This is a genomic window from Ramlibacter lithotrophicus (assembly GCF_012184415.1).
Classification (GTDB): Bacteria; Pseudomonadota; Gammaproteobacteria; order Burkholderiales; family Burkholderiaceae_C; genus Ramlibacter; species Ramlibacter lithotrophicus.
Window position 1 is genome coordinate 1,104,610 of sequence record NZ_VTOX01000001.1, and the last position, 26,409, is coordinate 1,131,018.

The window sequence follows — 26,409 nt, forward strand, 5'->3', positions numbered from 1 at the left end:
TGGCGCTCGACTCGGCGGAAATTCGGATAACGTCCGGGCCATGGATTCACTGAGGAAACTCCAGGCGCTGCTGGACCAGCTTAACACGGTCATCGTCGGCAAGCCGGCGCAGGTGCGCGACTGCGTCGCCTGCCTGCTCGCGGGCGGCCACCTGCTGATCGAGGACGTTCCCGGCGTCGGCAAGACGACGCTGGCCCACGCGCTGGCGCGCTCGTTCGGCCTGCAGTTCTCGCGGGTGCAGTTCACCGCCGACCTGATGCCCAGCGACCTGCTGGGCGTCTCGATCTACGAGCGCGCGACGGAATCCTTCGTCTTCCATCCCGGACCGGTGTTCGCCCAGGTGCTGCTGGCCGACGAGATCAACCGCGCCAGCCCCAAGACGCAGAGCGCGCTGCTCGAGGCGATGGAGGAAAAGCAGGTGACGGTGGAAGGCGCGACCCGCGTGCTGCCGACGCCCTTCTTCGTGATCGCCACCCAGAATCCGCACGACCAGCTGGGCACCTTCGCGCTGCCCGAGTCGCAGCTGGACCGGTTCCTGATGCGCATCTCGCTCGGCTACCCCGATCGCGCCGCCGAGCGCGAACTCCTGGACGGCGCCGACCGGCGCGGCATGGTCGACGCCATGCGCAGCATGCTGACGCCGGGGGACCTGCAATCCTTGCAGCAGAAAGTGCTGCAGGTGCATGCGGCCGAGCCGCTGATCACCTACGTGCAGGACCTGGTGGCGGCGACGCGCTCGGGCCGCTGGTTCCTGCAGGGCCTGTCGCCGCGCGCGGGCATCGCCGTGATGCGCGCGGCCAAGGCGCAGGCGCTGCTGGCCGGCCGCGACTACGTGGCGCCGGACGACGTGCAGGCGATCCTGCCGCAGACCATCTCGCACCGGCTGCTGCCGGTCGGCGACGCCGGCCGCGGCCCGATGGAACAGGTGCGGGCGATGGTGGAGACCGTGCCGCTGCCATGACGGGCGGCGGCACGGCACCGGCGGGGGCGGCGGACGCAAGCAGCGCACCGCGGGCGGCCGCCTTCCCGCGGCACCCCGTCGCGTTCGTGCGCGACCGCTTCCGGCGCTGGTGGCAGCAGCGGCTGCCGCTGGCGGACGCCACGCTGCTGACGCAGCGCAACGTGTACATCCTGCCCACCGCGCCCGGCTTCATGCTCGGGGCGACGCTGCTGGTGCTGCTGGTCGGAGCGATCAACTACCAGCTGAACCTCGGCTACCTGCTCACGTTCCTGCTGGCCGGCAGCGCGCTGGTGAGCATGCACCTTTCGCACGCGACCCTGCGCGGCCTGACGCTGAACCTCCTGCAGCCCGATCCGCAGTTCGCCGGCGCCAGCGCCTTGCTCTCGGTCGTGCTGACGAACACGCGCACCGCGCCGCGCCACGCGATCGGCGTGGCGGTGCTCGACGCGACCGGCGACGACCGGTGGGTGTGGACCGACGTGCCGGCGCAAGGCACCGCCGTCGTCCACGTCGCGTTCAGGCCGCGCACGCGCGGGGTACACCGGGTGCCGCCCCTCACCGCCGAGACGCGCTTTCCGCTCGGCATCTTTCGCGTCTGGACGGTCTGGCGGCCGGCCGCCCAGGTCCTGGTCTACCCGGCGCCGGAGCCGAACCCGCCGCCCCTGCCGCCGGGGGAACCGCGCGCCGGCGGCGCCGGTGTGACGCGGGCGCAGCAGACCGGCGACTTCGACGGCGTGCGTTCGTACCGGCGCGGCGACCCGCTGAAGCTGGTGGTCTGGAAAAAGGTGGCGAAAGCCGACGAACTGGTGAGCCGCGACTCGGAGCAGGCGCAACGCTACGAACTGTGGCTCGACCTCGCCAACGCCGGCGGCCGCGACGTCGAGCACCGGCTGTCGCGGCTGGCCGCCTGGGTGCTGCAGGCCGACCGCCTCGGCGCCGACTACGGATTGCGCCTCGGCGGCCGCGTCCTTGTGCCGGCCACGGGGCCCGTCCACCGGCGGGCGTGCCTGGAGGCGCTCGCGACATGGCAGTGACGGCGTTCCAGGATCGGGCGCCGGGCGTGCGGCAATGGCTGCAGGCGCTGCCGCGCGAGACGCGCGACACGCTGTTCCTGCTCGCGGTCATTGCCTGGGTGGTGCTGCCGCAGGTCGGCAACCTGCCATGGTGGTGCAGCGCGCTGGCCGGCGGAGTGCTGCTGTGGCGGGGCCGGCTCGCCGTCGCCGGACGGCCCCTGCCGCGCGCGCGCTGGGTACTCGGCCTGCTCATCGTCGCGGTCGCGGCGACGCTGGCGACGCACCGCACGCTGCTCGGACGCGACGCCGGGGTCACGCTGATCGTGGTGCTGCTGGCGCTCAAGACGCTGGAGCTGCGCGCGCGGCGCGACATCTTCGTCGTGTTCTTCCTGGGCTTCTTCACTATGCTCACGAACTTCTTCTTCTCGCAGTCGCTGCCGACGGCGCTGGCCATGCTGGTGGCGTTGCTGGGGCTGCTCACGGCGCTGGTCAACGCCCACCTTCCGGTCGGGCGGCCGCCGCTGGCGCAGGCCGCCCGCACGGCCGGCTGGATGGCCCTGCTCGGCGCACCGATCATGGCCGCGCTGTTCCTGCTGTTCCCGCGGCTCGCGCCGCTGTGGGGCATCCCGGGCGACGCGATGAGCGGCCGCAGCGGCCTGTCCGCCACGATGCAGGTCGGCAACATCGCGCAGCTGGTGCTGGACGAGAGCATCGCCATGCGCGTGCGGTTCGAAGGCCCGGTGCCGCAGCAGAGCGACCTGTATTTCCGCGGGCCGGTGCTCTCGGTCTTCGACGGGCGCGAATGGCGCGCGCTCGCGCCGCGCCGCGGCGCCTGGCGGGTGGACACCGGATCGCTGGCGCGGCTGCAGGTGCTGGGCGAGCCGGTGCGCTACGAGGCCACCCTGGAGCCGAACAACCGCCCCTGGCTGCTGGTGCTCGACGCGGTGGCGTCGAGCCCGGCGATCCCCGGCGTGGGCACCACGATGACCAGCGAACTGGTGTGGATGACCGACCGGCCGGTCACGGACCTGCTGCGGTTCCGCGCCGGGAGCCACACCGACTTCCGGCACGGCCCCGGCAGCATCGCCGCGGTGCTGCCGGAGTACCTGGAACTGCCGGCCGGGTTCAACCCGCGCACCCTCGCCCTGGCCGCGCAGTGGCGCAGCGAGCCGGCGCTGGCGCGCGGCGGTCCGCCGGCCTTCGTGCAGGCGGCCCTGGATCGCCTGCGCACGGGCAACTACCACTACACGCTCGATCCCGGCGTGTTCGGCGAGCACTCGGCCGACGAGTTCTGGTTCGACCGCCGCGAGGGCTTCTGCGAGCACATCGCCTCGTCCTTCGTGGTGCTGATGCGGGCGGCCGGGATTCCGGCGCGCATCGTCACCGGCTACCAGGGAGGCGAGCGCAACCCGGTCGACGGCTACTGGGTGGTGCGCCAGAGCGACGCCCATGCCTGGACCGAGGTCTGGCTGGCCGGTCGCGGCTGGGTCCGCGTCGACCCCACGGCCGCCGTCGCGCCGGCGCGTACCGGCCAGTTCCAGCGCCTGCGGCCGCGGCCGGGGCTGGTGGCCGGCGCGATCGGCGACGCGGCGCCGAACCTCGCCGCGAGCCTGCGCGCGTTCTGGGACGCGGTGAACAACGGCTGGAACCAGTGGGTGCTGAACTACACCCAGACCAAGCAGCTCGACCTGCTGAGGAACATCGGCTTCCGCTCGCCGAGCTGGGAAGACCTGGCGTTCCTGGTGCTGGGCCTCGTGGTCGCCGCGGCGCTGGCCGGCGCCGGCTGGACCGCCTGGGAGCGCAGCCAGCACGACCCCTGGCTGCGACTGCTGCGCCGGGTGCGCCGGCGGGTACGCCAACTGGGCCTGCCGGTGCCGGACCACGCGCCCCCGCGGGAAATCGCGACGCTTGTCACGGCGCGTTTCGGCGCCGCGGCCCGGCCGCTGGCAGACTGGCTCCTCGAGCTCGAAACGCAGCGGTACGCCCGCTCCCCCGCCGTCCGCCTGCCCGCGCTGCGGCGCCGCTTCAAGCGCATCCCCTGGCCTGCCTGATGTCCCCACTGCCCGTCATCGCCGCCCTGCTCCTGGCCGTCGCGCTCGCGCCGGCCTCCGCCGCCTCCCACTCCAAGCGCAAGCTCGTCGAGCGCAACAGCCAGCGCGGCGTGCCCTACGCCACGCACGAGGAGGCGATGCGCTGGGCCGACGAAGCCGCCGCACGGCGCGGTCTCGATCCGGGCTGGGTGCGGCAGGCCGTCGGCCGCGCCCAGTTCCTGCCGGTCGTCTCCAGGCTCATGCAGCCGGCGCCGCCCGGTACGGCCAAGAACTGGCGCGTCTACCGCAGCCGCTTCATCGACCCCGTGCGCATCGCGGCCGGCGTGCGCTTCTGGCGCGAGAACGACGCGCTGCTGCAGCGTGCCCACAGCGAGTACGGCGTGCCGCCCGAGATCGTCGTCGGCATCATCGGCGTGGAAACGATCTACGGCCAGCAGATGGGCACGTTCCGCGTGCTCGATGCGCTGGCCACCCTCTCGTTCAACTTTCCCGGGAGCCACCCCCGGGCCGCGGAACGCACCGCGTTCTTCCGCGGCGAGCTGGAGCAGTTCCTGGTGCTGCAGGCGCAGCGCGGCGCCGATCCGACCCAGCCGGTCGGCAGTTTTGCCGGCGCCATGGGCATGCCGCAGTTCATGCCCAGCAGCATCGCGCGCTGGGCGGTCGACTTCGACGGCGACGGCCGCATCGACCTCGCCCGCAGCGCGGCCGACGTGATCGGCTCGGTGGCGAACTACTTCAGGAGCTACGGCTGGCAGCCCGGCATGCCGACGCACTACCCGGTCCGCTTCGACCCCGACCGGCTGGACAAGGAGGCGCTGCTGGCGCCCGACATCCTCCCCACGTTCAGCGTTCCCAGCTTCCTCGCCAAGGGCGCCGTGCTGGAGGGCGCGGCCGTGCAGCACCAGGGCCCGCTGGCCCTGGTCGAGCTGCAGAACGGCGACGCCGAGCCGAGCTACGTCGCCGGCACCGAGAACTTCTACGTCATCACGCGCTACAACTGGTCGAGCTACTACGCGATGGCCGTGATCGAGCTGGGGCAGGAGGTCAGGCGGGCCATCGAGCCCCGAGAGAGCGCCGGGCCCGCGCCCTCCGACCCGCTGCCGACGCCGGCAGCGCCGGCGCTGCCGGAGACGCCGAGCACGACGGAGACGCCCGCGGCGCCGGACGCACCGCCTACAGGAAGCCGGTGAGCAGTTCGTCGAATAGGCTCGCCGGATCGTGCGTCATCAACGTGACCAGGGCCCGACCCGAGCCGACCGCCACCTCGGCGATCCGGCCGTCGTCCAGGAACGGCGGCGCGCCCGGATCCGACACCACCGACCCCAGCAGCGCCAGGAACTGCTGGACGACCGTCTCGTTCGTGTCGAACGCCTCCCAGTTCACCGCCACGAAGTCCGCGAGCTGCCGGGCCTCGACGGCGTCGATGGCATACGCGACGCGGATGATCGTGCCGTAGAACAGTGACTGGAGGTTCTCGGACGTGGCCGCCAGGTCGCCGAGCGTGGCGATGCCCAGCTCGCTCGTGGTGAACACGCCGTCCAGCCCGCCTTCGTAGCGGTTGGGATCGAACGCGGCCAGGTACGCCTGGCTGCCCGTCTGCGCGATCACCTGCTCACGCAGGCTGGCCGTTGCCAGCACCCCGCTGTCGAAGGGGTTCAGGCCGACGACGCTGCTGAAGTGCAGCACATCCCCGGTGAGCAGCGGCTCGGGATCGAGCATCTGCGCATTCATGCCGCGGAACGCGAAGAACTCCCGCACCTGCTGCGCGCTGTAGCCGCCGGCGATCTCGCCCAGCATCTCGTTGGTGATCCCGTACTGGCGGGCGGTGTCCAGCACCAGTTGCGGATGGTCGCGGTAATGCGTGAGAACGAAGTCACGTGCCTGCTGCATCGTGACGCCCAGGCTGGCCAGGTAGGTCGCTGTGGTCATGGAATCCTCCAACGGAAGCGGGAACGCCATGCCAAGTATGGTCGGCCGGGACGCCTGCGCCAGTCCCTCGCGCGTCGCCGTCTCCCGCGACTGCCACCTTGGCGACAGCGGCGGGGCTCAGGCCGGCGCCGGGATCAGGAAGTCGCGGCTGATGCGCGAACCCAGTTCGTTGACGCGATCGAGGAACTGGGTGAGGAACGCGTGCAGCCCCGTCGCCAGGATCTCCTCGATGCTGCCGTACTGCAGGTCGGCGCGCAGCTTGCCGGCGCGACGCTGGGTCTCGGCCGACTGGTCGTTCGCCACCACGGCGAGATTGCCGACCACCTCGTTCATGCTGGCGTGCAGCGAGCGCGGCATGTCGGCGCGCAGGATCAGCAGGTCGGCCACCCGTTCCGGCTTGATGACGTCGCGGTACACCTTGCGGTAGATCTCGAAGCCGGAAACGCTGCGCAGGATCGAGCTCCAGTGGTAGAAATCGTATTCCTGGTCCTTCTCGCTGGCGGTGCCGAAGAAGTCGCTGCGCACCGCGTGGAACTTCACGTCCAGCAGCCGCGCCGTGTTGTCGGCGCGCTCGAGGAAGGTGCCCAGGCGCAGGAAGTGCAGGGCCTCGTCCATCAGCATGGTGCCCACGGTGACGCCGCGCGACAGGTGCGAACGGAACTTGACCCATTCGAAGAACTGCCCCGGGTCGCGTTCGAACTCGCCCGCCGCGAGCATCCGGTTCACCTCGAGCCAGGTCTGGTTCTGGGTCTCCCACACCTCGGTGGTCAGCGAGCCGCGCACCGCCCGGGCGTTCTCGCGCGCCGCCCGCAGGCACGACAGGATCGACGAAGGATTGTTCTCGTCCTTCACCATGAACTCCAGCACGCTGCGGGGCGTCACCGCGCCGTGCCTGGCCTCGTACGCGGGCAGCAGTTCGCTGATCGAAAGCAGACCCTGCCAGCCGACCTGCGCCACCGCCGCCGACTGCGGCAGCAGCGACGTCTGGTAATTGACGTCGAGCATGCGGGCGGTGTTCTCTGCCCGCTCGGTATAGCGGGACAGCCAGAACAGGTGGTCGGCGGTGCGAGACAGCATAGGTCGGTTCAGATTTCCATGATCCACGTGTCCTTGGTGCCGCCACCCTGGGACGAATTCACCACCAGGGAGCCTTCCTTCAGCGCGACGCGCGTCAGTCCGCCGGGCACCATCTGGACCTCCTTGCCCGACAGCACGAACGGCCGCAGGTCGATGTGGCGCGGCGCGATGCCCTGCTCGACGAAGGTCGGACAGGTCGACAGCGACAGCGTCGGCTGGGCGATGTAGCCGGCCGGGTTGCGCTCCAGCGCGGCGCGGAAGTCCTCCAGCTCCTGCCGGCTCGCCGCCGGGCCGATCAGCATGCCGTAGCCGCCGGCGCCATGGACCTCCTTGACGACCAGCTCCTGCAGGTGCGCCAGCACGTACTTGAGATCCTCGGGATGCCGGCAGACGTAGGTCGGCACGTTCTTCAGGATCGGCTGCTCGCCCAGGTAGAAGCCGATCATGTCCGGCACGTAGGGATAGATCGACTTGTCGTCGGCGATGCCGGTGCCGATCGCATTGCAGATCGCGACGTTGCCCGCGCGGTACGCCTCGACCAGTCCCGCGCACCCGAGCGTCGACGCCGGACGGAACACCGAAGGATCGAGGAAGTCGTCGTCCACCCGCCGGTAGATCACGTCGACGCGGCGCGGGCCGCGCGTGGTGCGCATGTACACGAAGCGGTCCCTGACGAACAGGTCCTGCCCTTCGACCAGCTCCACGCCCATCTGCTGGGCCAGGAACGCATGTTCGAAATAGGCGCTGTTGTACATGCCCGGCGTCAGCACCACCACCGTCGGATCGGGCGCCCCGGGCTGCGCGGACGCGCGCAAGGTCTCCAGCAGCAGGTCCGGGTAATGCATCACCGGCGCGACCCGGTGCGAACTGAACAGGTCGGGGAACAGCCGCATCATCATCTTGCGGTCTTCCAGCATGTAGCTGACGCCGCTGGGCACGCGCAGGTTGTCCTCCAGCACGTAGTACTCGCCCTCACCGCGGTCGTTCGGCGCCCGCACGATGTCGACGCCGGCGATGTGCGAGTAGATCCCGTGCGGCACGTCCACGCCCATCATCTCGCGGCGGAACTGGCTGTTCTTCACGATCTGGTCGGCCGGCACGATGCCGGCGCGCAGGATCTCCTGGCCGTGGTAGATGTCGTGCAGGAACCGGTTCAGGGCCGTGACGCGCTGCACCAGCCCGCGCTCGAGCGTCTCCCATTCGTGCGCCGGAATGATGCGGGGAATCAGGTCGAACGGGATCAGCCGCTCGGTGCCGGCGCCGTCCTCGTCCTTCGCCCCGTACACGGCGAACGTGATGCCCACCCGCCGGAAGATCATCTCCGCTTCCTCGCGCCGCGCCCGCATCGTCTCCTGCGGCTGGCGCGCGAGCCATTGCGCGTACGCACGATAGTGCTCGCGCACGCCTTGCACCTGCGCCTGGCCCTGCCCGCCCTGCGACTGGCCCTGGACCTGGAACGAACCGGGCGAGTCGGCGAACATCTCGTCGAATTTCTGCATCAGGGATCTCCGGCCGACAGGATAGCCGCGAACGCGCGCGCGCGGGCTCAGGGCACCCGATGGAGCCAGTAGCGCGGGGCCTGGAGGCGGTGGCACCGCACCTCGCCGGGGAGGTCGGAACGCCAGTGCGCCGCGCCGCAGCGCGGCGAGTCCACCACCTGCACGCCGCGCTCGCGCAACCGCTCCAGCACCACCGGCGCCGGATGGCCGAACCGGTTGCGGTAGCCGGCCTGCAGCAGCGCGATGCGCGGCTGCACGGCGTCCAGGAACGCGGGCGTCGACGAGGTCCGGCTGCCATGGTGCGGCACCAGCAGCACGTCGGCCCGCAACGGAGCACCACCCCCGCCCACGCCCTCCGCGGCCAGCCGCGCTTCCTGTGCCTGCTCGATGTCGCCGGCCAGCAGCGCCGCCCGTTCGCCGTTGGCGACCCGCAGCACGCAGCTGAGCGCATTGGGCTTGCCCGGTGCGAGGTAGTCGGCCGGCCGCGGGTGCAGCACTTCGAACCGGACGCCGTCCCAGTCCCAGGACTGCCCGGCCGCGCATCGCGCCAAAGGCCGGATCGCCTGCAGTTCGTGATCGTCGGCGAGCGAGCCGAGGACCGCCGCTCCTTGCTGCTGCGCCAGCACGGCGCCGGCGCCACCGGTGTGGTCAGTGTCGCGGTGGCTCAGCACCAGCAACTGCACCCGCTCGCCGAAAGCGCGCAGGAGCGGCACCAGCACCCGATGGCCGGCGTCGCTTTCCGCGCTGTAGCGCGGGCCGCTGTCGTACACGAGGGTGTGGCCGGCCGTGCGCACGATCACGGCGTTGCCCTGCCCGATGTCGGCCGCGAGCAGCTCGAACTGCCCCGGCGCGGGGCGCGGCGTCTGCCAGAGCAGCACCGGCAGCAGCATGGGCAGCGCGAGCAGCCGTACCGGCCACGGCAGGCGCAGCACCAGCAGCAACCCGCCCGCGACGCCCAGCGCGCCGGCCCACAAGGGCGCGGCCGGCACGGCGACCGTCGCGAACGGAAAGGCGGCCAGCCATTGCAGGAACTGCTGCAGGAACTGCTGCAGGACCTGCACCGCGGCACCGGCCGGCGTCCACAGCGAGTTGGCGGCGGCGCCGGCGATGGCCAGCGGCGTCACCACCAGCGTAACCCACGGAATCGCGACCGCGTTGGCCAGCAGGCCGACCAGCGACGCCTGGCCGAACAACAGCAGGGTCAGCGGCGTCAACGCCAGCGTGACCACCCATTGCTCGCGCATCGCGGCCATGATCGCGCGCGCCAGCCGCGCGGCGGGCCCAGCTGGCGGTCGCGGCGCCAGGGCCGGCGGCTCGCTCGCAAACAGGACGCCCACCGCGACGAAACTGAGCCAGAAGCCGGGTTGCAGCAGCGCCCAGGGATCGGCCGTCACCACCACCGCCGCGGCCAGCAACCACACGACGGGCCACGGCCAGTGCCGGCCCGACAGGCGCAGCAGCGCGACCGTGGCGAGCATCAGCACCGTGCGCTGCGCAGGAACGCCCCAGCCGCTGAACAGGGCATAGGCCGCGGCCAGCGCCGCCCCGCCGGCGAGCGCCGCGTGTTGCGCCGGCCAGGCCAGGCAGGCGCGGATGCTGCGCCGCCACAGCGCGCCGGTCACCAGCGCCGCCAGCCACGCGAACATCGTGATGTGCAGCCCGGAAATGCTCATCAAGTGGGCCACGCCGGTTGCGCGGAAGATGTCCCAGTCGGCGCGCTCGATGGCGTTCTGGTCGCCGACCGCCAGCGCCGCGAGCACGCCGGCGATCGCGCGGTCGGGGACCTGGCGGAAGACGGCGTCGCGCACCTCCTGCCGCCAGCGCTCCACCGGATGGCGCCAGGTGGCCTCGAGGCGCTGCGGCGGCACATCGCGCGGACCGGCGCGCACCGATCCGGTCGCCTGCACGCCCTGTTCCCAGAGCCACAGTTCGTAGTCGAAGCCGTGCGGGTTGCTGTTGCCGTGCGGCGCCTTCACGCGCACGGCGAGCTGCCAGCGCTCGCCCGGACGCAGCGGGGCCGGCACGCGCTGCAGCTCGACCAGACCGGAGTCGCCCGGCGCGACGCCGCCATACCAGCCGAGCGACAGCAGCGGCACCAGGCGCACCGCCACGCCGCCCGTCGTCGCCGACTCCACCTCCAGCCGGAAGCGCAGCCCCGCCTCATGCTGCTGCGGCAGCGCCGCGACGATGCCGGTGACGACGAGGTCGCGCCCTTCCAGCGCCGGGTCCAGCCCCCGCGCGAGGAAGCGGTCGGCGCGCCAGCCGCAGGCGCCGAACCCGGCCAGCGCGAAGGCCAGCAGCGCCAGCACCGCTGCGCCGCGGCCGGGACGCCGCCACGCCGCGCCTGCCAGCACCGCCAGGCCCAGCACGCCAAGGCCCGCGTAGGCTGCCGCCGGCCAGAGTGCCGGCTGTTGCACCTGCAGCGCCGGACCCAGCACGGCGCCTGCCAGCGCGGGCGTGATCCAGCGGCTGGCGGCGGGGCCATGGCGGTCGGGCATGCCGCTTCTCAACGATCGACGGCCCGCCGGCGCCGACCGGGCAAGCCCGGCCGGCCGCTCAGGCCTGGTCGTCGATGGCGTCGGTGGAAGGCGGCGGCTCGGGCGGCGGCACGCGCCGCTTGATCAATGCCGTGAGGGCGCTGTCGGCGCCGCGGCCGGTGCCGGGCGAACGCCTGCCGTCCTCATCGTGCGGCGGCTCGACGCTATCCTTCTTGTCTGGCGTCGTCATCGCGCTCCGGCCACTGTGCGTTGCTGCCATGCAGGCGCTGGTGGCGGCGCTGGTGCTGCGACTTCATCTTCTCGAGGGCGCTCGCCGCGCCCATGCCCGCGTTGCCGAAGTCGCCGGCGGCGCCCTCGTCGCGGGGTTCCTCGGACCCGGTCTGGTCCTGCCTCACCTGCCCCATGCTTTGCTTCCCCTTTCCGGCTCTTTTGATCGCAGCGGGCAAAGCGCAGCCCGGGGCGACGGTGGCGAATCTATCAAGGATCGGCGGTCCGCCACGGGAAGAGGATGTAACGTTGCGCGCGCCTGCGCTCCTACAATCGCGTGACACAAGGAGGCGCCATGAGCGTGTACGACCAACTCGAAGAACTGGGCATCACCCTCCCGCCGGTGGCCGCGCCCGCCGCGGCCTACGTGCCCTTCGTCCAGACCGGCAACCTGGTCTATCTCTCCGGCCACATCGCGAAGAAGGACGGCAAACCCTGGGTCGGCCAGTTCGGCCGCACCATGACGACCGACGAAGGCAAGGCCGCTGCGCGTGCCGTCGCGATCGACCTCATGGGCACCTTGCACGCCGCGGTGGGCGACCTGAACAAGGTGAAACGCATCGTGAAGCTGATGAGCCTGGTCAATTCCACCGGCGACTTCACCGAGCAGCACCTGGTGACCAACGGCGCGAGCGAACTGCTCGGCCAGGTGTTCGGCGACAAGGGCCAGCACGCGCGCAGCGCCTTCGGCGTCGCGCAGATCCCGCTGGGCGCCTGCGTCGAGATCGAGCTGGTGGTCGAGGTGAGGTAAGCAGCGCGACTGGCACTGAAGCACCACCTCGAATGCCATCGGCCGGGCGGCCTGGGTGTCGGAGCAAACGCGCGCCACCTGGGTGGCATCGGCCGGCGACCGGGGGTGTCGTTCTCCGCTCCTCTCGCGGACGACCGCCCAGCCGCGCATGAACCATCACATCACCACCGCCCGCGCACGCCACCGGGCGGGCAACCGCGAATGGGTCGCTGCGCCCGACACCCCCAATCGCCGGCCTCGGCGGTGCGGCGTGGCGCTCCACCATGAAGGCGGCAGCCGGTGAGTCGCGGGTAGTTTCTTGCCACCACGGTGGAGCGTCCCCCGCTCGGTGAGCACCCAAGATGGACCACCGCCGACCCGGAGTCCGTCTATTCCACCCGCTCGATCGTCACCGGCTTGAAGCCCAGGTCCGCCGCCTTGCCCTTGCGGCCGCGGCCGGCCTTGGCGTTGTTCAGCGAGCGGATCTCCAGCGTCTCCTCGCGCTCCTTGCCGCCGCGCCCGAGGCCGGCGATGCGCACGCTGCGGGTGTAGGCTGCGGCGCCGGCAAGCGAGTCCTTGGCGTCCAGGTCGATCAGCATCAGGCCGCGCCCGCCGTTGGCCATCGCCTTCAGCTCGGCGATCTCGAAGGTGAGGATGCGGCCCAGCGTGGAGGCGCAAGCCACGTGCGTAGCGGGCGGTTGCGGCGGCACGTTGGCCGGCGACGGACGGCAGATCGTCTCGCCCTCGCCGACGCTGATGAAGGCCTTGCCGGCCTTCAGGCGCGACATCATGTTTTCCACCGTGGCGATGAAGCCGTAGCCGCCCGAGCTGGAAAGCAGCAGCCACGCCGACGGCGCGCCGGCGAAGTAGTGCAGCAGCTGCGTGCCGGCTTCCAGTTCGATCATCGTGGTGACCGGCTGGCCGTCGCCGCGCGCGCCCGGCAGCGTGGACACCGGCACCGTGTAGACGCGGCCGTTGCTGCCGAACGCAAGCAAGGTGTCCACGGTTCGGCACTCGAAGGTGCCGTACAGGCCGTCGCCGGCCTTGAACGCGAAGCCGGACGCATCGTGCCCGTGGCCCTGGCGCGAACGCACCCACCCTTTCTGGGAAACGATCACCGTCACCGGCTCGTCGAGCACGCGCACCTCCACGGTGGCTCGCTTTTCCGCCTGGATCAGCGTGCGGCGGGCGTCGGCGAACAGTTTCGCGTCCTGCTCGATCTCCCTGATCATCAGGCGCCGCAGCGCCGCCGGACTGCCCAGGATCTCCTCGAGCTTCTTGCGCTCCTCGTGCAGTTCCTTCAGCTCCTGCTCGATGCGGATCGCTTCCAGGCGCGCGAGCTGCCGCAGCCTGATCTCCAGGATGTCCTCGGCCTGCCGGTCGCTGAGCTTGAAGCGCGCGATCAATGCAGCCTTCGGCTCGTCGCTGTGGCGGATGATCGCGATCACCTCGTCGATGTTCAGCAGCACCAGCTGCCGGCCCTCGAGGATGTGGATGCGGTCGCTCACCTTGGCGAGCCGGTGCTTCGAGCGCCGCTCGATGGTGGCCTGGCGGAACTCGGTCCATTCCAGCAGCATCTGGCGCAGCGACTTCTGCACCGGCTTGCCGTCGAGGCCGATCGCCGTCAGGTTGATCGGCGCCGACGTCTCCAGGCTGGTGTGCGCCAGCAGCGTGGCGATCAGGTCGGACTGCTCGATCCTGCTGGTCCTGGGCTCGAACACGATGCGCACCGCCGCGTCCTTGCTCGACTCGTCGCGCACGGCGTCGAGCACCGCCAGCACCGTCTGTTTGAGCTGCAGCTGCTCCTGCAGCAGTGCCTTCTTGCCGGCCTTGACCTTGGGGTTGGTCAGCTCCTCGATCTCTTCCAGCACGCGCTGCGCGCTGACGCCCGGCGGCAACTCGGTGACCACCAACTGCCACTGGCCGCGCGCCAGCTCCTCGATCTTCCAGCGGGCGCGCACCTTGAGCGATCCGCGGCCGGTGCGGTATGCCTCGGCGATGTCGGCCGCGGCGCTGATGATCTGGCCGCCGCCCGGATAGTCCGGTCCCGGCAGCAACGTGAACAGCTCCGCGTCGTCAAGCTTCGGGTTGCGAATCAGGGCGACGCAGGCATCGGCGACTTCGCGCAGGTTGTGGCTGGGCACTTCCGTCGCCAGCCCGACGGCGATCCCGCTCGCGCCGTTGAGCAGCGCGAACGGCAGGCGCGCCGGCAGCTGCTGCGGCTCCTGCGTGCTGCCGTCGTAGTTGGGGACGAAATCGACGGTGCCCTCGTCGATCTCGTCGAGCAGCAGGCTGGTGATGCGGGCCAGGCGCGCCTCGGTGTAGCGCATCGCCGCGGCGCCGTCGCCGTCGCGGCTGCCGAAGTTGCCGTGGCCGTCGATCAGCGGATAGCGCTGCGAGAAGTCCTGGGCCATGCGCACCAGCGCGTCGTAGGCCGCCTGGTCACCGTGCGGATGGAAGCGGCCCAGCACGTCGCCGACCACGCGCGCGCTCTTGACGGGGCGCGCCCCGCCGGCGCCGGAAAATCCCAGGCCCATGCGCCACATGGAGTACAGGATGCGCCGCTGCACCGGCTTCTGGCCGTCCGCCACGTCGGGCAGGGCCCGGCCCTTGACGACGCTCAGCGCGTATTCGAGATAGGCCCGCTGGGCATACGAGCCCAGGCCGAGCTCGCCGTCGTCGCCGGCGTCGCCGCCGCCGAAGGAAATCAGTTCTTGTTCCATAGCTCCGTCGCAAAGGCCGGCGCGAGCCGGCCATCTCCCTCACTCCGAGACCGTCGCGCCCTCGTCCCTGGGCCCGGCCGCCAGCGGCACGCCCGGCGCCTCGCGGGCCGGCAGGTTGCCGCGGCCGCGCGCGCCGCCCACCGGCAATTCCATCCGCACCCGGCTCGGCGCCGGCCCCTCGCGCGCCGCCAGCTGCGGCGGCTTGAGCAGCCCGTACAACTGCAGCACGGTCTTCACGTAGTTCTGCGTTTCGCGGTAATTGGGGATGCGGTTGCCCGCGCGCTGCACCGCGCCTTCCCCGGCGTTGTACGCGGCCAGGGCCAGCTCCAGTTGCCCGGGGAACAGGTCCAGCAGGTGGCGCAGGTAACGCGCGCCGGTCCTGATGTTGACGCGCGGATCGGCGAGCTTCCTTGCCGTCGGCGTTTTGGCGTCCCCGGTGACGCCGTAGCGCTGCGCGGTGGCCGGCATCACCTGCATCAGGCCCACCGCGCCCTTGGGCGACACGGCGCCGGCGTCGAAGCCGGACTCGGTGGCGATCACGGCCTTCAGCAGCTCGTAGTCGATGCCGTGCGCCTTCGATGCCTCGCGCAGGTGGTGCTTGACCTGCTTGTAGGCCGGCGAGACGTCGAAGAACGCCAGCAGCTTGGATTGCGAGGTCGGCACCGCTACCGGCCGCGGCGTGGCAATGCCCTGAGTGGTGTCGAAGCTCTCGCCGCCCCGGAAGAACAGCTGGTAGCGCTCGTCGAGCCGCTCGGCCGCGAAATGGGCGACCCCCTTCTCGTCGACATAGCCCCAGACGTCCGCCCGCGCCGCCGGCAGCAGCGCCAGCGCCAGCAACAGCGCCGCGAGCGTGCGCCAGGCCGCCGTCATGCCGCGAGCTCCAGCGCCGCCGCGCGGCGCGCGTCGAACTCGGGCCGCAACATCGACATGACGGCCAGCGAGTCAAAACCGTCCGCCACCTTGACGGCGTCGCGCAGGACGCCTTCCTGGACGAAGCCCTCGGCGCGGTACAGCGCCGCCGCGCGGGTGTTGCGGCCCTTCACGTCGAGCCAGAGGCGATGGGCGCCAAGGTCGTCGAACGCGATCTTCTTGGCCAGGTGCAGCGCGGCGCGGCCGTAGCCCTGGCGTTTGGTCTGGATGACCATCCTCTTGAGTTCCAGCGACAGGTGGCGGCTGCGGCAGCCGACCAGGATCAGGAAGCCCACCGCATCGAGTTGGGGCCCGCCCTCGACGATGAAATGCCGGAAATCCGGAAAACGGATCGCCGCCTCGTGCTGGGTGCGCTCCCAGGGGGTGATGAACGGCAGGTTGGCGTCGTCCTGCTCCAGGGTCAGCACGAAGTCGAGGTCGCTCTGCATCGTCGGCCGCAGGCGCACCCGCACGGGCGGGCGGTCCAGGATCGTGTCGGCGGGGCAGGAACGGTTCATGGGTTGGAAGTCAGACGTCGATTTCGACGGCGTTGCCGTGCAGCTCCATCAGTTCGCGGCGCGCGGCGGCTTCGCCCTTGCCCATCAGCTTCGTGATGAGCTGCTGGGTCTGCAGGAAGTCCAGCTGGCCCAGCCGCACCGGCAGCAGCCGGCGGGTATCCGGATTGAGCGTCGTCTCCCACAATTGTTCCGCGCTCATCTCGCCCAGTCCCTTGAACCGGCTGATGCTCCAGGCGCCTTCGCGCACGCCTTCCTTGCGCAGCTTGTCCAGGATCGCCGTGAGCTCGCCTTCGTCCAGGGCGTAGCTCTTGGACGCCGGTTTCTTGCCACGGGCCGGCGCGTCCACGCGAAACAGCGGCGGGCGCGCCACGAAAACATGGCCGGCCTCGATCAGCTTCGGGAAGTGGCGGAAGAACAGCGTGAGCAGCAGCACCTGGATGTGCGAGCCGTCGACGTCGGCGTCCGACAGGATGCAGATCTTGCCGTACCTCAAGCCAGACAGGTCGGGACTGTCCTCGGGGCCGTGCGGATCCACGCCGATCGCCACGGCGATGTCGTGGATCTCGGTGTTGGCGAACAGGCGGTCGCGCTCGACCTCCCAGGTATTGAGCACCTTGCCGCGCAGCGGCAGCACGGCCTGGCATTCCTTGTCGCGGCCCATCTTTGCGCTGCCGCCGGCGGAGTCGCCTTCCACCAGGAACACCTCGTTGTGGCTCAGGTCACGGCTCTCGCAGTCGGTCAGCTTGCCGGGCAGCACGGCCACGCCCGACCCCTTGCGCTTTTCCACCTTCTGGCCGGCCTTCTGCCGGCTCTGGGCCGCCTTGATCGCGAGCTCCGCGAGCTTGCGGCCGTACTCCACATGCTGGTTCAACCACAGCTCCAGCGCCGGCCGCACGAAGCTGGACACCAGCCGCACCGCGTCCCGCGAGTTGAGGCGCTCCTTGATCTGGCCCTGGAACTGCGGATCGAGCACCTTGGCCGAAAGCACGTACGAGGCGCGGGCGAAGACGTCCTCCGGCAGCAGCTTGACGCCCTTGGGCAGCAGCGAATGCAGGTCGATGAAGCTCTTGACGGCGTTGAACAGGCCGTCGCGCAGCCCCGCCTCGTGGGTGCCGCCGTTGATGGTCGGGATCAGGTTGACGTAGCTCTCGCGCACCGGCTGGCCGTCCTCGGTGAACGCCACCGACCACTGGGCGCCCTCGCCTTCGGCGAAGCTGTCGTTGTTCTGGGCGAAGCCCTCGCCCTCGAACAGCGGGATCACCGGCTCGCCCGTCAGCGTCTGCAACAGGTAGTCGCGCAGGCCGCCCTTGTACTGCCAGGACTGGGTGTCGCGCGTCTTCTCGTTGGCCAGCGACACCGTGACGCCCGGCATCAGTACCGCCTTGCTGCGCAGCAGGTGGGCCAGTTCGGCCAGCGGCAGCTGGGTGGACTCGAAGTACTTCGGATCCGGCCACACGCGCACCGACGTGCCGGAACGCCGGTCGCCTTCCTGCGCCTTGCGCACCTGCAGCGGCTCGACCACGTCGCCGCCGGCAAAGACGATCCGTGCCACCTGGCCTTCGCGGTGGGTGGTCGCTTCCAGCCGCTTGGCCAGGGCATTGGTCACCGACACGCCGACGCCGTGCAGGCCGCCGGAGAAGCTGTACGCCCCGCCCGAACCCTTGTCGAACTTGCCGCCGGCGTGCAGCCGCGTGAACACCAGCTCGATCACCGGCGCCTTTTCTTCCGGGTGCAGGCCGAACGGGATGCCGCGACCATCGTCGTCGATGCTCACCGAACCGTCGGTGTGCAAGGTGACCTTGATCCGCTTGCCGTGGCCGGCCAGCGCCTCGTCGGCCGCGTTGTCCAGCACTTCCTGGATCACATGCAGCGTGTTGTCGGTGCGCGTGTACATGCCGGGGCGCTGCTTGACGGGCTCGAGGCCCTTGAGCACCCGGATGGAACCTTCGGAATAGTCGGGAGGGAGTTTGCTGGCCATGGGAGCCGGATTGTATGCCGCCGGCCGGAACTGGCTGTACGGACATACAGGTTCATGGCCAGGGCCGCCATGGGGCATCGCCGGGCGCGACAGCAACGGCACGGCGGCTTCGGTACAGTCGCCCGATGCCTCCCGCCGCCTCCCGCCATCTCCCGCTCGCGCAGGTCCTCGCCTGCGGCGCCGCCATCGTCACGCTGTCCATGGGCATCCGCCACGGCTTCGGCCTGTGGCTGCAGCCGATCACGCAGGCCCAGGACTGGAGCCGCGAGACCTTCTCGTTCGCCATGGCGATCCAGAACCTGGCCTGGGGCTTCTTCGGCATCTTCGGCGGCATGGCGGCGGACCGGTTCGGTCCGCTCCGGGTGCTGATCGGCGGTGCCCTCCTGTATGCAGCCGGCCTGCTGGGAATGGCCCTCGCCACCAGCGCGACACTCTTCGCCCTCACCTCTGGCATCCTGATCGGCGCGGCACTGGCCTGCACCACCTACCCCATCATCTACGGCGTGATCGGGCGCCAGATCGACCCGGCCCGGCGGTCCTGGGCGATGGGGGCCGCGGCCGCGGCCGGCTCCTTCGGCCAGTTCGTGATGCTTCCCGTCGAGGGCTTCCTGATCGGCGCCGTCGGCTGGCAGCAGTCGCTCCTGCTGCTCGGCGGCCTGGTGCTGCTGATCGCCCCCATCGCCTTCGGCCTGCGCGAGCCCGGCTTCCAGGGCGGCCATGCGCCGCAGCGCGAGCAGAGCATCCTGCACGCCGTGCGCGAAGCCTTCCGCAACCCGAGCTTCCAGCTGCTGACGGCGGGTTTCTTCGTCTGCGGGTTCCAGGTGGTCTTCATCGGCGTGCACATGCCCAGTTACCTCCGCGACCACGGCCTGCCGCCGCACGTCGCCAGCTACGCGCTGGCCCTGGTCGGTCTGTTCAACGTGTTCGGCACCTATATCGCCGGCTCGCTCGGGCAGAAGCTCGCCAAACGCAAGATCCTCGCCTTCATCTATCTGGCCCGCTCGGTCGCGATCGCGCTCTTCCTGTGGGCACCGCTCACGCCGTTGTCGGTGTACCTGTTCTCCGCGGTCATCGGGCTGCTGTGGTTGTCCACGGTGCCGCCCACCAACGCCATCGTGGCCCAGATCTTCGGCGTCGCGCACTTCTCCATGCTGGGCGGCTTCGTCTTCTTCAGCCACCAGATCGGCTCGTTCCTGGGCGTCTGGCTGGGCGGCCTGCTGTACGACCGCACCGGCAGCTACGACATCGTCTGGTACATCGCGATCGCGCTGGGGGTGTTCGCCGCGCTGGTGAACCTGCCGGTGCGCGAGTCCCCCATCGTGCGGCGCGTGCCGCAACCGGCCTGAAATGAGCCTTCGCGCGCGCAAGGTCCTCGCCTACGTGGCCGCCGTCGCGGTGCTGCTGGGGGTTTTCGCCCTCTACACGCGGCCCGAGCTGATGATCACCATCTCCGAGCAGGTCTGGGCGTGCTTCCAGTGAATGACGCTGCAATTCCTGCGCTGCGCTGCGAAATTGCATCGTGGCCGATCGGCAGGAAAGCTTGGGACGGCCCGGCGCTTTCCTGAGCATGAAGACAACGAGAGAAGAGATGCACGGCACCGAAACGCCATCCCCCTGGGTCCGGCGCTGGTCGCACCTGGTGCCGGCCGGCGCGCCGGTGCTCGACGTCGCCTGCGGCGGCGGCCGGCACCTGCGCTGGTTCGCCGGCCGCGGCCATCCCGTCACCGGCATCGACCGCGCGCCTGAGGCGATCGAGGCAGCCCGCACGTTCGGCGCGGCGCTGCAGGCCGACCTCGAGGACGGCAGCCCGTGGCCGCTTCCCGGCCGCACGTTCGGCGGCGTGATCGTCACCAATTACCTCTGGCGGCCGCTCTTCCCGCAGTTGCAGGACAGCGTCGCTCCCGGCGGCGCGTTGATCTACGAGACCTTCGCGCTCGGCAACGAAACCGTCGGGCGGCCGGCGCGCCCGGAGTTCCTGCTGGCCGCCGGCGAGCTGCTGCGCCTGGTCGACCGGCTGCGGGTCGTCGCCTACGAGGAGGGTTTCCTCGAAGATCCGCCGCGCTTCGTGCAGCGGATCGCCGCCGTGCGTCCGGTCGCGGGTGATGCGGCCCCGCGCTACCTGCTCAAATAGTCTCCACCTGCGCCGCCGCCGGCGCGGTGCCAGCGAAGCGGCTGGGTAGAATGCCTTTTTTCCCCCTCGAGTACCCGCACATGACACCGATTACAGGCAGCATCGTGGCATTGGTGACGCCGATGCACGACGACGGCAGCGTGGACTATCCGTCCCTGCGGAAGCTGGTCGACTGGCACATTGCCGAGGGCACCGACTGCATCGGCGTGGTGGGGACCACGGGCGAGTCGCCCACCGTCGACGTGCAGGAACACCACGAGATCATCCGCGTCGCGGTGGAGCAGGCCAGGGGCCGCGTGCCGATCATGGCCGGCTGCGGCGCCAACTCCACGGCCGAAGCCATCGAGCTGGCCAAGTACGCGAAGAAGACCGGCGCCGACTGCCAGCTGCAGGTCGTGCCCTACTACAACAAGCCGACGCAGGAAGGCCAGTACCGGCACTTCCGCGCGATCGCCGAAGCGGTCGACCTCCCGATGGTGCTGTACAACGTGCCGGGCCGCACCGTGGCCGACCTGCAGCACGACACCGTGCTGCGCCTGGCGCAGGTGCCCGGCATCATCGGCATCAAGGAAGCGACCGGCAACATCGAGCGCGCGCAGTGGCTGATCCGCGACGTGCCCGAGGGCTTCGCCGTCTACTCCGGCGACGATCCGACCGCCGTCGCCCTGATGCTGTGCGGCGGGCAAGGCAACGTCAGCGTCACCGCCAACGTCGCGCCGCGCCTGATGCACGAACTGTGCGTGGCGGCGGTGGCCGGCGACGCCAGGAAGGCGATGGAGATCCAGCGCCGGCTGCTGCCGGTGCACCGCCACCTGTTCGTGGAAGCCAATCCGATCCCGGTGAAGTGGGCGATGGCCCGCATGGGACTGTGCGGCGGCGCCCTGCGCCTGCCGATGACGCCGCTCGCGACGGCCAGCGAGCCGGTGGTCGAAGCCGCGCTGCGCGCCAGCGGCCTGCTGGCCTGAAGTTCAAGACAAATCCTGAGGGGATGAAGTGAAGCAATCTGCAAGACTCGCGCTGCTGGCGGCGTGCGCCGTGATGGCGCTCTCGGCCTGTTCCGTGCTGGAAGGCGAGAAGGTCGACTACAAGAGCGCCGGCAAGGGCGTGACCCTGGAGGTCCCGCCCGACCTGACCCAGCTCTCGCGCGACTCTCGCTACCAGGTGCCCGGCGGCACGGTGACGGCCAGCAGCTTCCAGGTCGGCCAGGCCGCTCCCGGCGTGCCGACCGCGGCCACGACGCTGGGCGACGTGCGCATCGAACGCGCCGGCACCCAGCGCTGGCTGGTGGTGAACCGCTCCGCCGACCAGCTGTGGGGACCGGTGCGTGACTTCTGGCTGGAAAGCGGCTTCCTGCTCACGCAGGACGAGGCGGCACTCGGCATCCTGGAGACCGACTGGGCCGAGAACCGCGCCAAGATCCCGCAGGACTTCATCCGCAACGCGCTGGGCAAGCTGATCGACTCGGTGTATTCGACCGCCGAGCGCGACAAGTTCCGCACCCGGCTCGAGCGCACGCCCAGCGGCGGCACCGAGATCTACATCAGCCATCGCGGGATGATCGAGGTGTACAGCAACACCCAGAAGGACCAGACGGTGTGGCAGCCGCGGCCGTCGGACCCGGAACTGGAAACCGAATTCCTGCGCCGGCTGATGGTCAGGCTCGGCGTGCCGCAGGAGCAGTCGAAGGCCCTGGTGGCGAGCGCGGCCAGGCCGAGCTCGCGCGTCGCCACGGTGGGCAACACCCCGGTGGTGCAGATCGACGAGGGATTCGATCGCGCCTGGCGCCGCGTCGGCCTGGCCCTGGACCGCACCGGCTTCACGGTGGAAGACCGCGACCGCGCCCAAGGCATGTACTTCGTTCGCTACGTCGAGCCGAGCGCCGACCGCAAGGAGCCGGGCTGGCTGGCGAAGCTGTTCGGCCGCGGCGACAAGGACGCCGCGCCGAACAAGTACCGCATCGCGCTCAAGAGCCAGGGCGAGTCGACGACGGTTTCGGTGCTGAACGCGAGCGGCGGGCCGGAGACCTCCGAGACGGCCAAGCGGATCGTGCAGGTCATCGCGGACGACTTGAAGTAAAGGTGAAGACACGGGTCCTGCTGCGCGGACCCGCGTCCTTGCACGGATGATCAGGTTCAAGAGCCTCGGCAGCGGCAGCACCGGCAATGCCACGGTGGTGCAGGCCAGCGGCGGCGGCCGCGCAACGCACCTGCTGATCGACTGCGGACTTGGCATCCGCCAGCTGGACAAGCGGCTCGCCATGGCCGGCATGCTCGCCGAGCAGATCGACGCGATCTTCATCACCCACGAGCATTCCGACCACGTCGGCTGCGCCCGCCAGTTGGCGCTGCGCGAGCGGATCCCGGTCTGGATGAGCCACGGCACCTGGTCGGCGATCGGCAAGCCGGACCTCGAGGGCCTGCTGCGGATCGCCTGCGACGAGGTCGACATCGAGATCGGCGGGCTGCAGGTGCTGCCCTTCACCGTGCCGCACGATGCGCGCGAGCCGCTGCAGCTCACGTGCGGCGATGGCCAGCGGCGCCTGGGCGTGGCGACCGACATGGGCCATGCCAGCAGCCACGTCCTGGAACAACTGGCAGGCTGCGACACCCTGCTCCTGGAGTGCAACCACGATCCCGAACTGCTCGCGGCCTCGGCCTATCCGCCCTTTCTCAAGCGCCGCGTGGCCGGCGCGTACGGGCACCTCGCCAACAGCGCTGCCGCGGCCATCGCCGCGGCCCTGCAGCCACGCGGCTTGAAGCAGGTGGTGGCCGCGCATCTGAGCGAGCAGAACAACCGTCCGGCGCTGGCGCGCGAGGCGCTGGCCGCCGCACTCGGTTGCGCGCCAGCCGACATCGGCGTGGCGGATGCGGGGACCGGCTGCGACTGGCTTACGGCCTGACTCACCCGCCGCGCGCCTTCGGGGTGCCACCAATGCAAAAAGCCGCCCGAGGGCGGCTTTTTCTTCGAACCGGAAGAACCGATTACTTGGTGCCGCTGGCGGCCGAGGCGGCCGGCGTGGCAGCGGCTGCAGCGGCTGCGGAAGCAGCAGCATCGGCAGCCGGGGCGGCGGCCGGAGCGCTGGCAGCGGCGTCGGCGGCCGGAGCGGCGGGGGCCGGAGCCGGAGCGGCGGCGGGAGCGGGAGCCGGAGCGGGCGCCGGCTCTTCCTTCTTGCCGCAGGCAGCCAGGGCAGCGGCGGCAATCAGGGTCGCCAGGACGAGCGATTTCTTCATTTCAAGGTTCCTTCTCTGGGACGAAGCAATTTTCGGAAATTGTCAGTTCGGCGGAATGGCCGGTGTTGACCCGAACGCAGGCATTCGAGCTCCTGCCGTTCAGCACGGGATTATAGGTCCGAAAGGCCCAATACCCGGCAAACCCTTAAGGGACTGCCCCTAGGGGATTCCACTCACAGTCCAAGAGTGTTGGATGGAAACGACGGCGAGCTCTGCCGCAGCCATTCCTGCAGGTCCTCGCGCAGCATCAGGCGGCGTTCCGGCTCGCCGCCGCAGTAGCCGTTGCAGCGGTCGAGGTCCAGCCGTTGCATGACCCAGCCGGGACTCCAGATGGCACTGGGCAACTCCAGCGGATCGGCGGCGCGGCAGGCCCTGGCATCGATGATGTGCGCCCAGGTGCCGCGCCAGCCGACGAAGCGGGCGTGCCGGCGCACCACCTCGTCCCAGCGGCGCGCCAGCAGGATGCAGTGCCGGCCGCTCGTCGACCACGCGTGCAGCGACTCGGCGACGGCCCGCTCGCCCAGCGGCCAGTCGGCGAAGTCGGGGTCGCTGAGGATGATTTCGCGCCAGCCTTCGCGGGCGGCGGCGGCCAGCGCATCGCGCACCAGTTGCTGGAAGGCGATGCGCCCCTCGAAGCGGCCGGACGGCAGCGGCTCGGGCGGAATGGCGTCGGGCGCGGTCATGGCGTTGCTTCCTCCAGCGGCTGCAGCCAGCCGGCTTCCTGCCAGGCCGCGAGCAATGCGCGCGCCGCGGCGCTCGCGCGCGCCACTTGCGCGGCCTGCAGCCGGCGGCCGTCGGCCAGGGCGCGCATCAGCGCCGCATCGCGGCCGCTGGCGCGGTAGCTCTCGCCGTTGATGAAGACGTGCGAGCGGTCGTACATCATCCGCGTGCGGCGATCGAGGACGACGCCCGCGTCCAGGTCGGCGGGGGCCGCGCCCTCGAACCACACCGTCGGCTTGGGCTCGCTCAGCGCCTCGCCCAACGCGCGCTCGACCGCACCGGGATCCTTCAGGGCTGCGGCGAGCGCCGCCTGCGCGAACGCCTGCAGCGCTTGGGGAATGGCCCCGGGCGCGGCGGTGGCGGCTTGCGCCGGGTCGCGGTAGATCCGCTCGCCGGCCGCCTCGGCCGCATCCTCGGACAGCCGCTGCAGCAGGTCGCGTGCGAGTTCGGCGCCCGCCGGCGAGCGGAAGCCGATCGAGTAGGTCTGGCACTCGCCCTCGGCGATGCCGTCATGCGCATAGCGCGGGGGCAGGTACAGCAGGTCGCCGGGCTCCAGGACGTATTCGGCCTCCGGCTCGAAGCTGGCGAGGATCTTCAGCGGCACGCCAGGCACGAGGCGGAGGTCGTCCTGCCGGCCGATGCGCCAGCGCCGCCGTCCCTGCGCCTGCAGCAGGAACACGTCGTAGCTGTCGAAATGCGGGCCGACACCGCCGCCGTCGGCCGCATAACTGATCATGAGGTCGTCAAGCCGTGCCTGCGGCACGAAGCGGAACCGCGACAGCAGTTCGTGCGCCGCTTCGTGGTGCAGGTCGACGCCTTGCACCAGCAGCGTCCAGTCGGGCCGCGCCAGGGGCGGCAAGGCGCGCCGGGCGAACGGCCCGCGCCGGAACTGCCATTGGCCGCCCGAGCGCGCCACCAGCCGCGACTCGACCTCCTCGCGCGCCGCGAGCGCGAACAGTTCGGCGCGCGAGAGCAGCGGCTCGAAGCCCGGCAGCGCGCCGCGCACCAGCAGCGGCTTCTTCTGCCAGTGCCGCTTCATGAACTGGGCCGGGGTGAGCCCCCCGAGCAAGGGCGTGGGTCGTGTGACGTCCATCGTGAACTGCGAGAATCATGGCATGGAAATCACACCGCAATGCGTCGTCGCGCTGACGTGGACCCTCGAGGACACGCTCGGCGAAGTGCTGGACGAACTGGCCGAGCCGGTGGAGTTCCTCGTCGGCGGGGACGACCTGCTCGCCCGCATCGAGGAAGCGCTGCAGGGCCACGGGGCCGGCGACCGCCTGGACCTGCACCTGGAGCCGGAGGAAGCCTTCGGCGACTACGACGAGGAACTGGTGTTCCTCGAGCCGCGCAGCCTGTTCCCGCAGGAGCTGGAAGAAGGCATGACCTTCGAGGGACTGCCCGCCGGCGCGAACGAACAGGCCCCGAAGGACCTGCTCTACACCGTGACCGAGATCTATCCCGAGCACGTCGTCGTGGACGGCAACCACCCGCTGGCCGGCATCGCGCTGCGCCTGCACCTGAAGGTGGAGCGCGTGCGCGAAGCGACCGAGGAGGAAGTCGGCCGGGGCTCGGCTGGCACCGGCTTCTTCAAGGTGCAGACCGGCGCGCCGGACGGCGGCCTGCTGCACTAGCAGGCCGCCCGCTTGCGCCCGTCAGGCGTGGTAGATCACGCCGTTTTCGATGCGCACCCGGTCACCCGGGCGCAGGTTGCCAGTGGCGGCCACATCGTAGGTGCGCACATAGCCCTGGTCCGTCTGGACTTCGATGCGGTACACCGGGTTGGTGCTCGCCACCGTGCCGCCGGGCGCCGTGTTCTGGGCGATGCGGTTGCCGGCGATGCCGCCGCCGATCGCGCCGAGCACCGTGGCGGCCGAGCGGCCCGAACCGCCGCCGATCTGGTTGCCCAGCAGGCCGCCGACGATGGCGCCGATGGCCGTGCCGGCGAGGTTGCGGCCCTGGTTGGACGAAGCGATCGGCTGCCCGCTGACCAGCGACACGTTGGTCACGCGGCCGTATTCGACGGCGGCGACCGGCGCGCTGCTGTACGTGCCGGACGGATACGTCACGGGCGCGGGCTGGCCATACAGGTCGGTCGTGCTGCAGCCGGCCATGGCCAGGGCCAGGGTGGCGGCTCCGGCGATCGGAAGCAATCTGGATTTCGTGTTCATGGTG

Annotated in this window: 26 protein-coding genes; 12 read left to right on the forward strand and 14 right to left on the reverse strand. The window is 70.7% G+C overall.

Going from position 1 to position 26,409, the window contains the following annotated elements:
• The first annotated feature begins 40 nt into the window (after positions 1-40).
• Genes RAMLITH_RS05210 through mltB form a run of 4 tightly spaced genes read left to right on the forward strand, consistent with a single transcriptional unit; the run spans position 41 to position 5,215 of the window.
• Complete coding sequence (locus tag RAMLITH_RS05210; protein WP_168106222.1) at positions 41-961, forward strand: AAA family ATPase; 921 nt, start codon at positions 41-43, stop codon at positions 959-961.
• Entirely contained in the window at positions 958-1,995 is a 1,038-nt protein-coding gene (locus tag RAMLITH_RS05215) for a DUF58 domain-containing protein (RefSeq protein WP_168106223.1), read from the forward strand. Before RAMLITH_RS05210 ends, RAMLITH_RS05215 begins: the two co-directional genes overlap by 4 nt.
• Positions 1,986-4,025: a transglutaminase TgpA family protein gene (locus tag RAMLITH_RS05220; protein ID WP_168106224.1), complete on the forward strand. Its 2,040-nt coding sequence runs from the start codon at positions 1,986-1,988 to the stop codon at positions 4,023-4,025. The genes RAMLITH_RS05215 and RAMLITH_RS05220 overlap by 10 nt, the downstream gene beginning before the upstream one ends.
• Positions 4,025-5,215, forward strand: coding sequence for a lytic murein transglycosylase B (gene mltB, locus RAMLITH_RS05225; RefSeq protein WP_168106225.1), 1,191 nt, complete (start codon positions 4,025-4,027; stop codon positions 5,213-5,215). The genes RAMLITH_RS05220 and mltB overlap by 1 nt, the downstream gene beginning before the upstream one ends.
• On the opposite strand, the gene RAMLITH_RS05230 is transcribed toward mltB, so the two are convergent.
• The 6 genes from RAMLITH_RS05230 to RAMLITH_RS05255 form a co-directional block, all read right to left on the reverse strand.
• On the reverse strand, positions 5,199-5,954 hold the full coding sequence (locus RAMLITH_RS05230) for a hypothetical protein (RefSeq protein WP_168106226.1): 756 nt from the start codon (positions 5,952-5,954) through the stop codon (positions 5,199-5,201). The genes mltB and RAMLITH_RS05230 overlap by 17 nt on opposite strands.
• 117 nt (positions 5,955-6,071) lie before the next feature.
• Positions 6,072-7,031, reverse strand: coding sequence for an alpha-E domain-containing protein (locus RAMLITH_RS05235; RefSeq protein ID WP_168106227.1), 960 nt, complete (start codon positions 7,029-7,031; stop codon positions 6,072-6,074).
• An 8-nt stretch (positions 7,032-7,039) separates the two neighbouring features.
• The gene (locus tag RAMLITH_RS05240) at positions 7,040-8,530 is read right to left on the reverse strand and encodes a circularly permuted type 2 ATP-grasp protein (protein ID WP_168106228.1); all 1,491 of its coding nucleotides are present in this window, start codon (positions 8,528-8,530) and stop codon (positions 7,040-7,042) included.
• Positions 8,531-8,577: 47 nt separating this feature from the next.
• The gene (locus RAMLITH_RS05245) at positions 8,578-11,028 is read right to left on the reverse strand and encodes a DNA internalization-related competence protein ComEC/Rec2 (protein ID WP_168106229.1); all 2,451 of its coding nucleotides are present in this window, start codon (positions 11,026-11,028) and stop codon (positions 8,578-8,580) included.
• Between the two features lie 58 nt (positions 11,029-11,086).
• Positions 11,087-11,257, reverse strand: coding sequence for a hypothetical protein (locus tag RAMLITH_RS05250; RefSeq protein WP_168106230.1), 171 nt, complete (start codon positions 11,255-11,257; stop codon positions 11,087-11,089).
• The gene (locus RAMLITH_RS05255; protein ID WP_168106231.1) at positions 11,232-11,432 is read right to left on the reverse strand and encodes a hypothetical protein; all 201 of its coding nucleotides are present in this window, start codon (positions 11,430-11,432) and stop codon (positions 11,232-11,234) included. The genes RAMLITH_RS05250 and RAMLITH_RS05255 overlap by 26 nt, the downstream gene beginning before the upstream one ends.
• Positions 11,433-11,590: 158 nt before the next feature.
• On the opposite strand from RAMLITH_RS05255, the gene RAMLITH_RS05260 reads away from it, so the two are divergent.
• A complete protein-coding gene (locus RAMLITH_RS05260; protein WP_168106232.1) occupies positions 11,591-12,046 on the forward strand; it encodes a RidA family protein in 456 nt (151 codons plus the stop codon).
• A 368-nt stretch (positions 12,047-12,414) separates the two neighbouring features.
• Here RAMLITH_RS05260 and parC read toward each other — a convergent pair whose 3' ends face one another.
• The 4 genes from parC to RAMLITH_RS05280 are packed head-to-tail and all read right to left on the reverse strand — an operon-like array spanning position 12,415 to position 18,153.
• Entirely contained in the window at positions 12,415-14,748 is a 2,334-nt protein-coding gene (gene parC / locus RAMLITH_RS05265) for a DNA topoisomerase IV subunit A (RefSeq protein ID WP_168106233.1), read from the reverse strand.
• 39 nt (positions 14,749-14,787) lie between these two features.
• Positions 14,788-15,618 carry a lytic transglycosylase domain-containing protein gene (locus RAMLITH_RS05270; protein WP_168106234.1) on the reverse strand — a complete coding sequence of 277 codons (831 nt, stop codon included), beginning with the start codon at positions 15,616-15,618 and terminating at the stop codon, positions 14,788-14,790.
• A complete protein-coding gene (locus RAMLITH_RS05275; RefSeq protein ID WP_168106235.1) occupies positions 15,615-16,175 on the reverse strand; it encodes a GNAT family N-acetyltransferase in 561 nt (186 codons plus the stop codon). Before RAMLITH_RS05275 ends, RAMLITH_RS05270 begins: the two co-directional genes overlap by 4 nt.
• Positions 16,176-16,185: 10 nt before the next feature.
• Entirely contained in the window at positions 16,186-18,153 is a 1,968-nt protein-coding gene (locus tag RAMLITH_RS05280) for a DNA topoisomerase IV subunit B (RefSeq protein WP_168106236.1), read from the reverse strand.
• A gap of 125 nt (positions 18,154-18,278) precedes the next feature.
• Between RAMLITH_RS05280 and RAMLITH_RS05285 the strand changes: the two genes are divergently transcribed.
• The 6 genes from RAMLITH_RS05285 to RAMLITH_RS05305 all read left to right on the forward strand — a co-directional run bounded on the left by RAMLITH_RS05285 (position 18,279) and on the right by RAMLITH_RS05305 (position 23,183).
• Entirely contained in the window at positions 18,279-19,499 is a 1,221-nt protein-coding gene (locus RAMLITH_RS05285) for an MFS transporter (protein WP_168106237.1), read from the forward strand.
• A gap of 1 nt (position 19,500) precedes the next feature.
• Positions 19,501-19,632, forward strand: coding sequence for a hypothetical protein (locus RAMLITH_RS26015; RefSeq protein WP_272954145.1), 132 nt, complete (start codon positions 19,501-19,503; stop codon positions 19,630-19,632).
• 109 nt (positions 19,633-19,741) lie between these two features.
• The gene (locus tag RAMLITH_RS05290; protein ID WP_168106474.1) at positions 19,742-20,284 is read left to right on the forward strand and encodes a class I SAM-dependent methyltransferase; all 543 of its coding nucleotides are present in this window, start codon (positions 19,742-19,744) and stop codon (positions 20,282-20,284) included.
• 80 nt (positions 20,285-20,364) lie between these two features.
• Entirely contained in the window at positions 20,365-21,249 is an 885-nt protein-coding gene (gene dapA / locus RAMLITH_RS05295) for a 4-hydroxy-tetrahydrodipicolinate synthase (protein ID WP_168106238.1), read from the forward strand.
• Between the two features lie 28 nt (positions 21,250-21,277).
• Positions 21,278-22,360, forward strand: coding sequence for an outer membrane protein assembly factor BamC (gene bamC, locus RAMLITH_RS05300; RefSeq protein WP_420376887.1), 1,083 nt, complete (start codon positions 21,278-21,280; stop codon positions 22,358-22,360).
• A gap of 46 nt (positions 22,361-22,406) precedes the next feature.
• Entirely contained in the window at positions 22,407-23,183 is a 777-nt protein-coding gene (locus RAMLITH_RS05305; protein WP_168106239.1) for an MBL fold metallo-hydrolase, read from the forward strand.
• A gap of 82 nt (positions 23,184-23,265) precedes the next feature.
• On the opposite strand, the gene RAMLITH_RS05310 is transcribed toward RAMLITH_RS05305, so the two are convergent.
• The 3 genes from RAMLITH_RS05310 to RAMLITH_RS05320 form a co-directional block, all read right to left on the reverse strand.
• Positions 23,266-23,514 carry a hypothetical protein gene (locus RAMLITH_RS05310; RefSeq protein WP_168106240.1) on the reverse strand — a complete coding sequence of 83 codons (249 nt, stop codon included), beginning with the start codon at positions 23,512-23,514 and terminating at the stop codon, positions 23,266-23,268.
• Positions 23,515-23,687: 173 nt separating this feature from the next.
• Positions 23,688-24,197, reverse strand: a complete 510-nt coding sequence (locus RAMLITH_RS05315) for a hypothetical protein (RefSeq protein ID WP_181017744.1) — start codon at positions 24,195-24,197, stop codon at positions 23,688-23,690.
• On the reverse strand, positions 24,194-25,327 hold the full coding sequence (locus tag RAMLITH_RS05320) for a JmjC domain-containing protein (protein ID WP_168106241.1): 1,134 nt from the start codon (positions 25,325-25,327) through the stop codon (positions 24,194-24,196). The genes RAMLITH_RS05315 and RAMLITH_RS05320 overlap by 4 nt, the downstream gene beginning before the upstream one ends.
• A 22-nt stretch (positions 25,328-25,349) precedes the next feature.
• Here RAMLITH_RS05320 and RAMLITH_RS05325 point away from each other — a divergent pair, with 22 nt between their 5' ends.
• Positions 25,350-25,868 (forward strand): FKBP-type peptidyl-prolyl cis-trans isomerase, encoded by a 519-nt coding sequence (locus RAMLITH_RS05325; RefSeq protein ID WP_168106242.1) that lies wholly within the window; start codon positions 25,350-25,352, stop codon positions 25,866-25,868.
• Positions 25,869-25,889: 21 nt separating this feature from the next.
• On the opposite strand, the gene RAMLITH_RS26020 is transcribed toward RAMLITH_RS05325, so the two are convergent.
• Positions 25,890-26,405, reverse strand: a complete 516-nt coding sequence (locus RAMLITH_RS26020; RefSeq protein ID WP_272954146.1) for an outer membrane lipoprotein — start codon at positions 26,403-26,405, stop codon at positions 25,890-25,892.
• Positions 26,406-26,409 lie beyond the last annotated feature (4 nt).

What these genes read in the sequence shown, in the direction of transcription:
- RAMLITH_RS05210 (WP_168106222.1), top strand. Translation starts at nt 41, where the DNA reads ATGGATTCACTGAGGAAACTCCAGGCGCTGCTGGACCAGCTTAACACG.
- RAMLITH_RS05215 (WP_168106223.1), top strand. Translation starts at nt 958, where the DNA reads ATGACGGGCGGCGGCACGGCACCGGCGGGGGCGGCGGACGCAAGCAGC.
- RAMLITH_RS05220 (WP_168106224.1), top strand. Translation starts at nt 1,986, where the DNA reads ATGGCAGTGACGGCGTTCCAGGATCGGGCGCCGGGCGTGCGGCAATGG.
- mltB (WP_168106225.1), top strand. Translation starts at nt 4,025, where the DNA reads ATGTCCCCACTGCCCGTCATCGCCGCCCTGCTCCTGGCCGTCGCGCTC.
- RAMLITH_RS05230 (WP_168106226.1), bottom strand. Translation starts at nt 5,954, where the DNA reads ATGACCACAGCGACCTACCTGGCCAGCCTGGGCGTCACGATGCAGCAG.
- RAMLITH_RS05235 (WP_168106227.1), bottom strand. Translation starts at nt 7,031, where the DNA reads ATGCTGTCTCGCACCGCCGACCACCTGTTCTGGCTGTCCCGCTATACC.
- RAMLITH_RS05240 (WP_168106228.1), bottom strand. Translation starts at nt 8,530, where the DNA reads ATGCAGAAATTCGACGAGATGTTCGCCGACTCGCCCGGTTCGTTCCAG.
- RAMLITH_RS05245 (WP_168106229.1), bottom strand. Translation starts at nt 11,028, where the DNA reads ATGCCCGACCGCCATGGCCCCGCCGCCAGCCGCTGGATCACGCCCGCG.
- RAMLITH_RS05250 (WP_168106230.1), bottom strand. Translation starts at nt 11,257, where the DNA reads ATGACGACGCCAGACAAGAAGGATAGCGTCGAGCCGCCGCACGATGAG.
- RAMLITH_RS05255 (WP_168106231.1), bottom strand. Translation starts at nt 11,432, where the DNA reads ATGGGGCAGGTGAGGCAGGACCAGACCGGGTCCGAGGAACCCCGCGAC.
- RAMLITH_RS05260 (WP_168106232.1), top strand. Translation starts at nt 11,591, where the DNA reads ATGAGCGTGTACGACCAACTCGAAGAACTGGGCATCACCCTCCCGCCG.
- parC (WP_168106233.1), bottom strand. Translation starts at nt 14,748, where the DNA reads ATGGAACAAGAACTGATTTCCTTCGGCGGCGGCGACGCCGGCGACGAC.
- RAMLITH_RS05270 (WP_168106234.1), bottom strand. Translation starts at nt 15,618, where the DNA reads ATGACGGCGGCCTGGCGCACGCTCGCGGCGCTGTTGCTGGCGCTGGCG.
- RAMLITH_RS05275 (WP_168106235.1), bottom strand. Translation starts at nt 16,175, where the DNA reads ATGAACCGTTCCTGCCCCGCCGACACGATCCTGGACCGCCCGCCCGTG.
- RAMLITH_RS05280 (WP_168106236.1), bottom strand. Translation starts at nt 18,153, where the DNA reads ATGGCCAGCAAACTCCCTCCCGACTATTCCGAAGGTTCCATCCGGGTG.
- RAMLITH_RS05285 (WP_168106237.1), top strand. Translation starts at nt 18,279, where the DNA reads ATGCCTCCCGCCGCCTCCCGCCATCTCCCGCTCGCGCAGGTCCTCGCC.
- RAMLITH_RS26015 (WP_272954145.1), top strand. Translation starts at nt 19,501, where the DNA reads ATGAGCCTTCGCGCGCGCAAGGTCCTCGCCTACGTGGCCGCCGTCGCG.
- RAMLITH_RS05290 (WP_168106474.1), top strand. Translation starts at nt 19,742, where the DNA reads ATGCACGGCACCGAAACGCCATCCCCCTGGGTCCGGCGCTGGTCGCAC.
- dapA (WP_168106238.1), top strand. Translation starts at nt 20,365, where the DNA reads ATGACACCGATTACAGGCAGCATCGTGGCATTGGTGACGCCGATGCAC.
- RAMLITH_RS05305 (WP_168106239.1), top strand. Translation starts at nt 22,407, where the DNA reads ATGATCAGGTTCAAGAGCCTCGGCAGCGGCAGCACCGGCAATGCCACG.
- RAMLITH_RS05310 (WP_168106240.1), bottom strand. Translation starts at nt 23,514, where the DNA reads ATGAAGAAATCGCTCGTCCTGGCGACCCTGATTGCCGCCGCTGCCCTG.
- RAMLITH_RS05315 (WP_181017744.1), bottom strand. Translation starts at nt 24,197, where the DNA reads ATGACCGCGCCCGACGCCATTCCGCCCGAGCCGCTGCCGTCCGGCCGC.
- RAMLITH_RS05320 (WP_168106241.1), bottom strand. Translation starts at nt 25,327, where the DNA reads ATGGACGTCACACGACCCACGCCCTTGCTCGGGGGGCTCACCCCGGCC.
- RAMLITH_RS05325 (WP_168106242.1), top strand. Translation starts at nt 25,350, where the DNA reads ATGGAAATCACACCGCAATGCGTCGTCGCGCTGACGTGGACCCTCGAG.
- RAMLITH_RS26020 (WP_272954146.1), bottom strand. Translation starts at nt 26,405, where the DNA reads ATGAACACGAAATCCAGATTGCTTCCGATCGCCGGAGCCGCCACCCTG.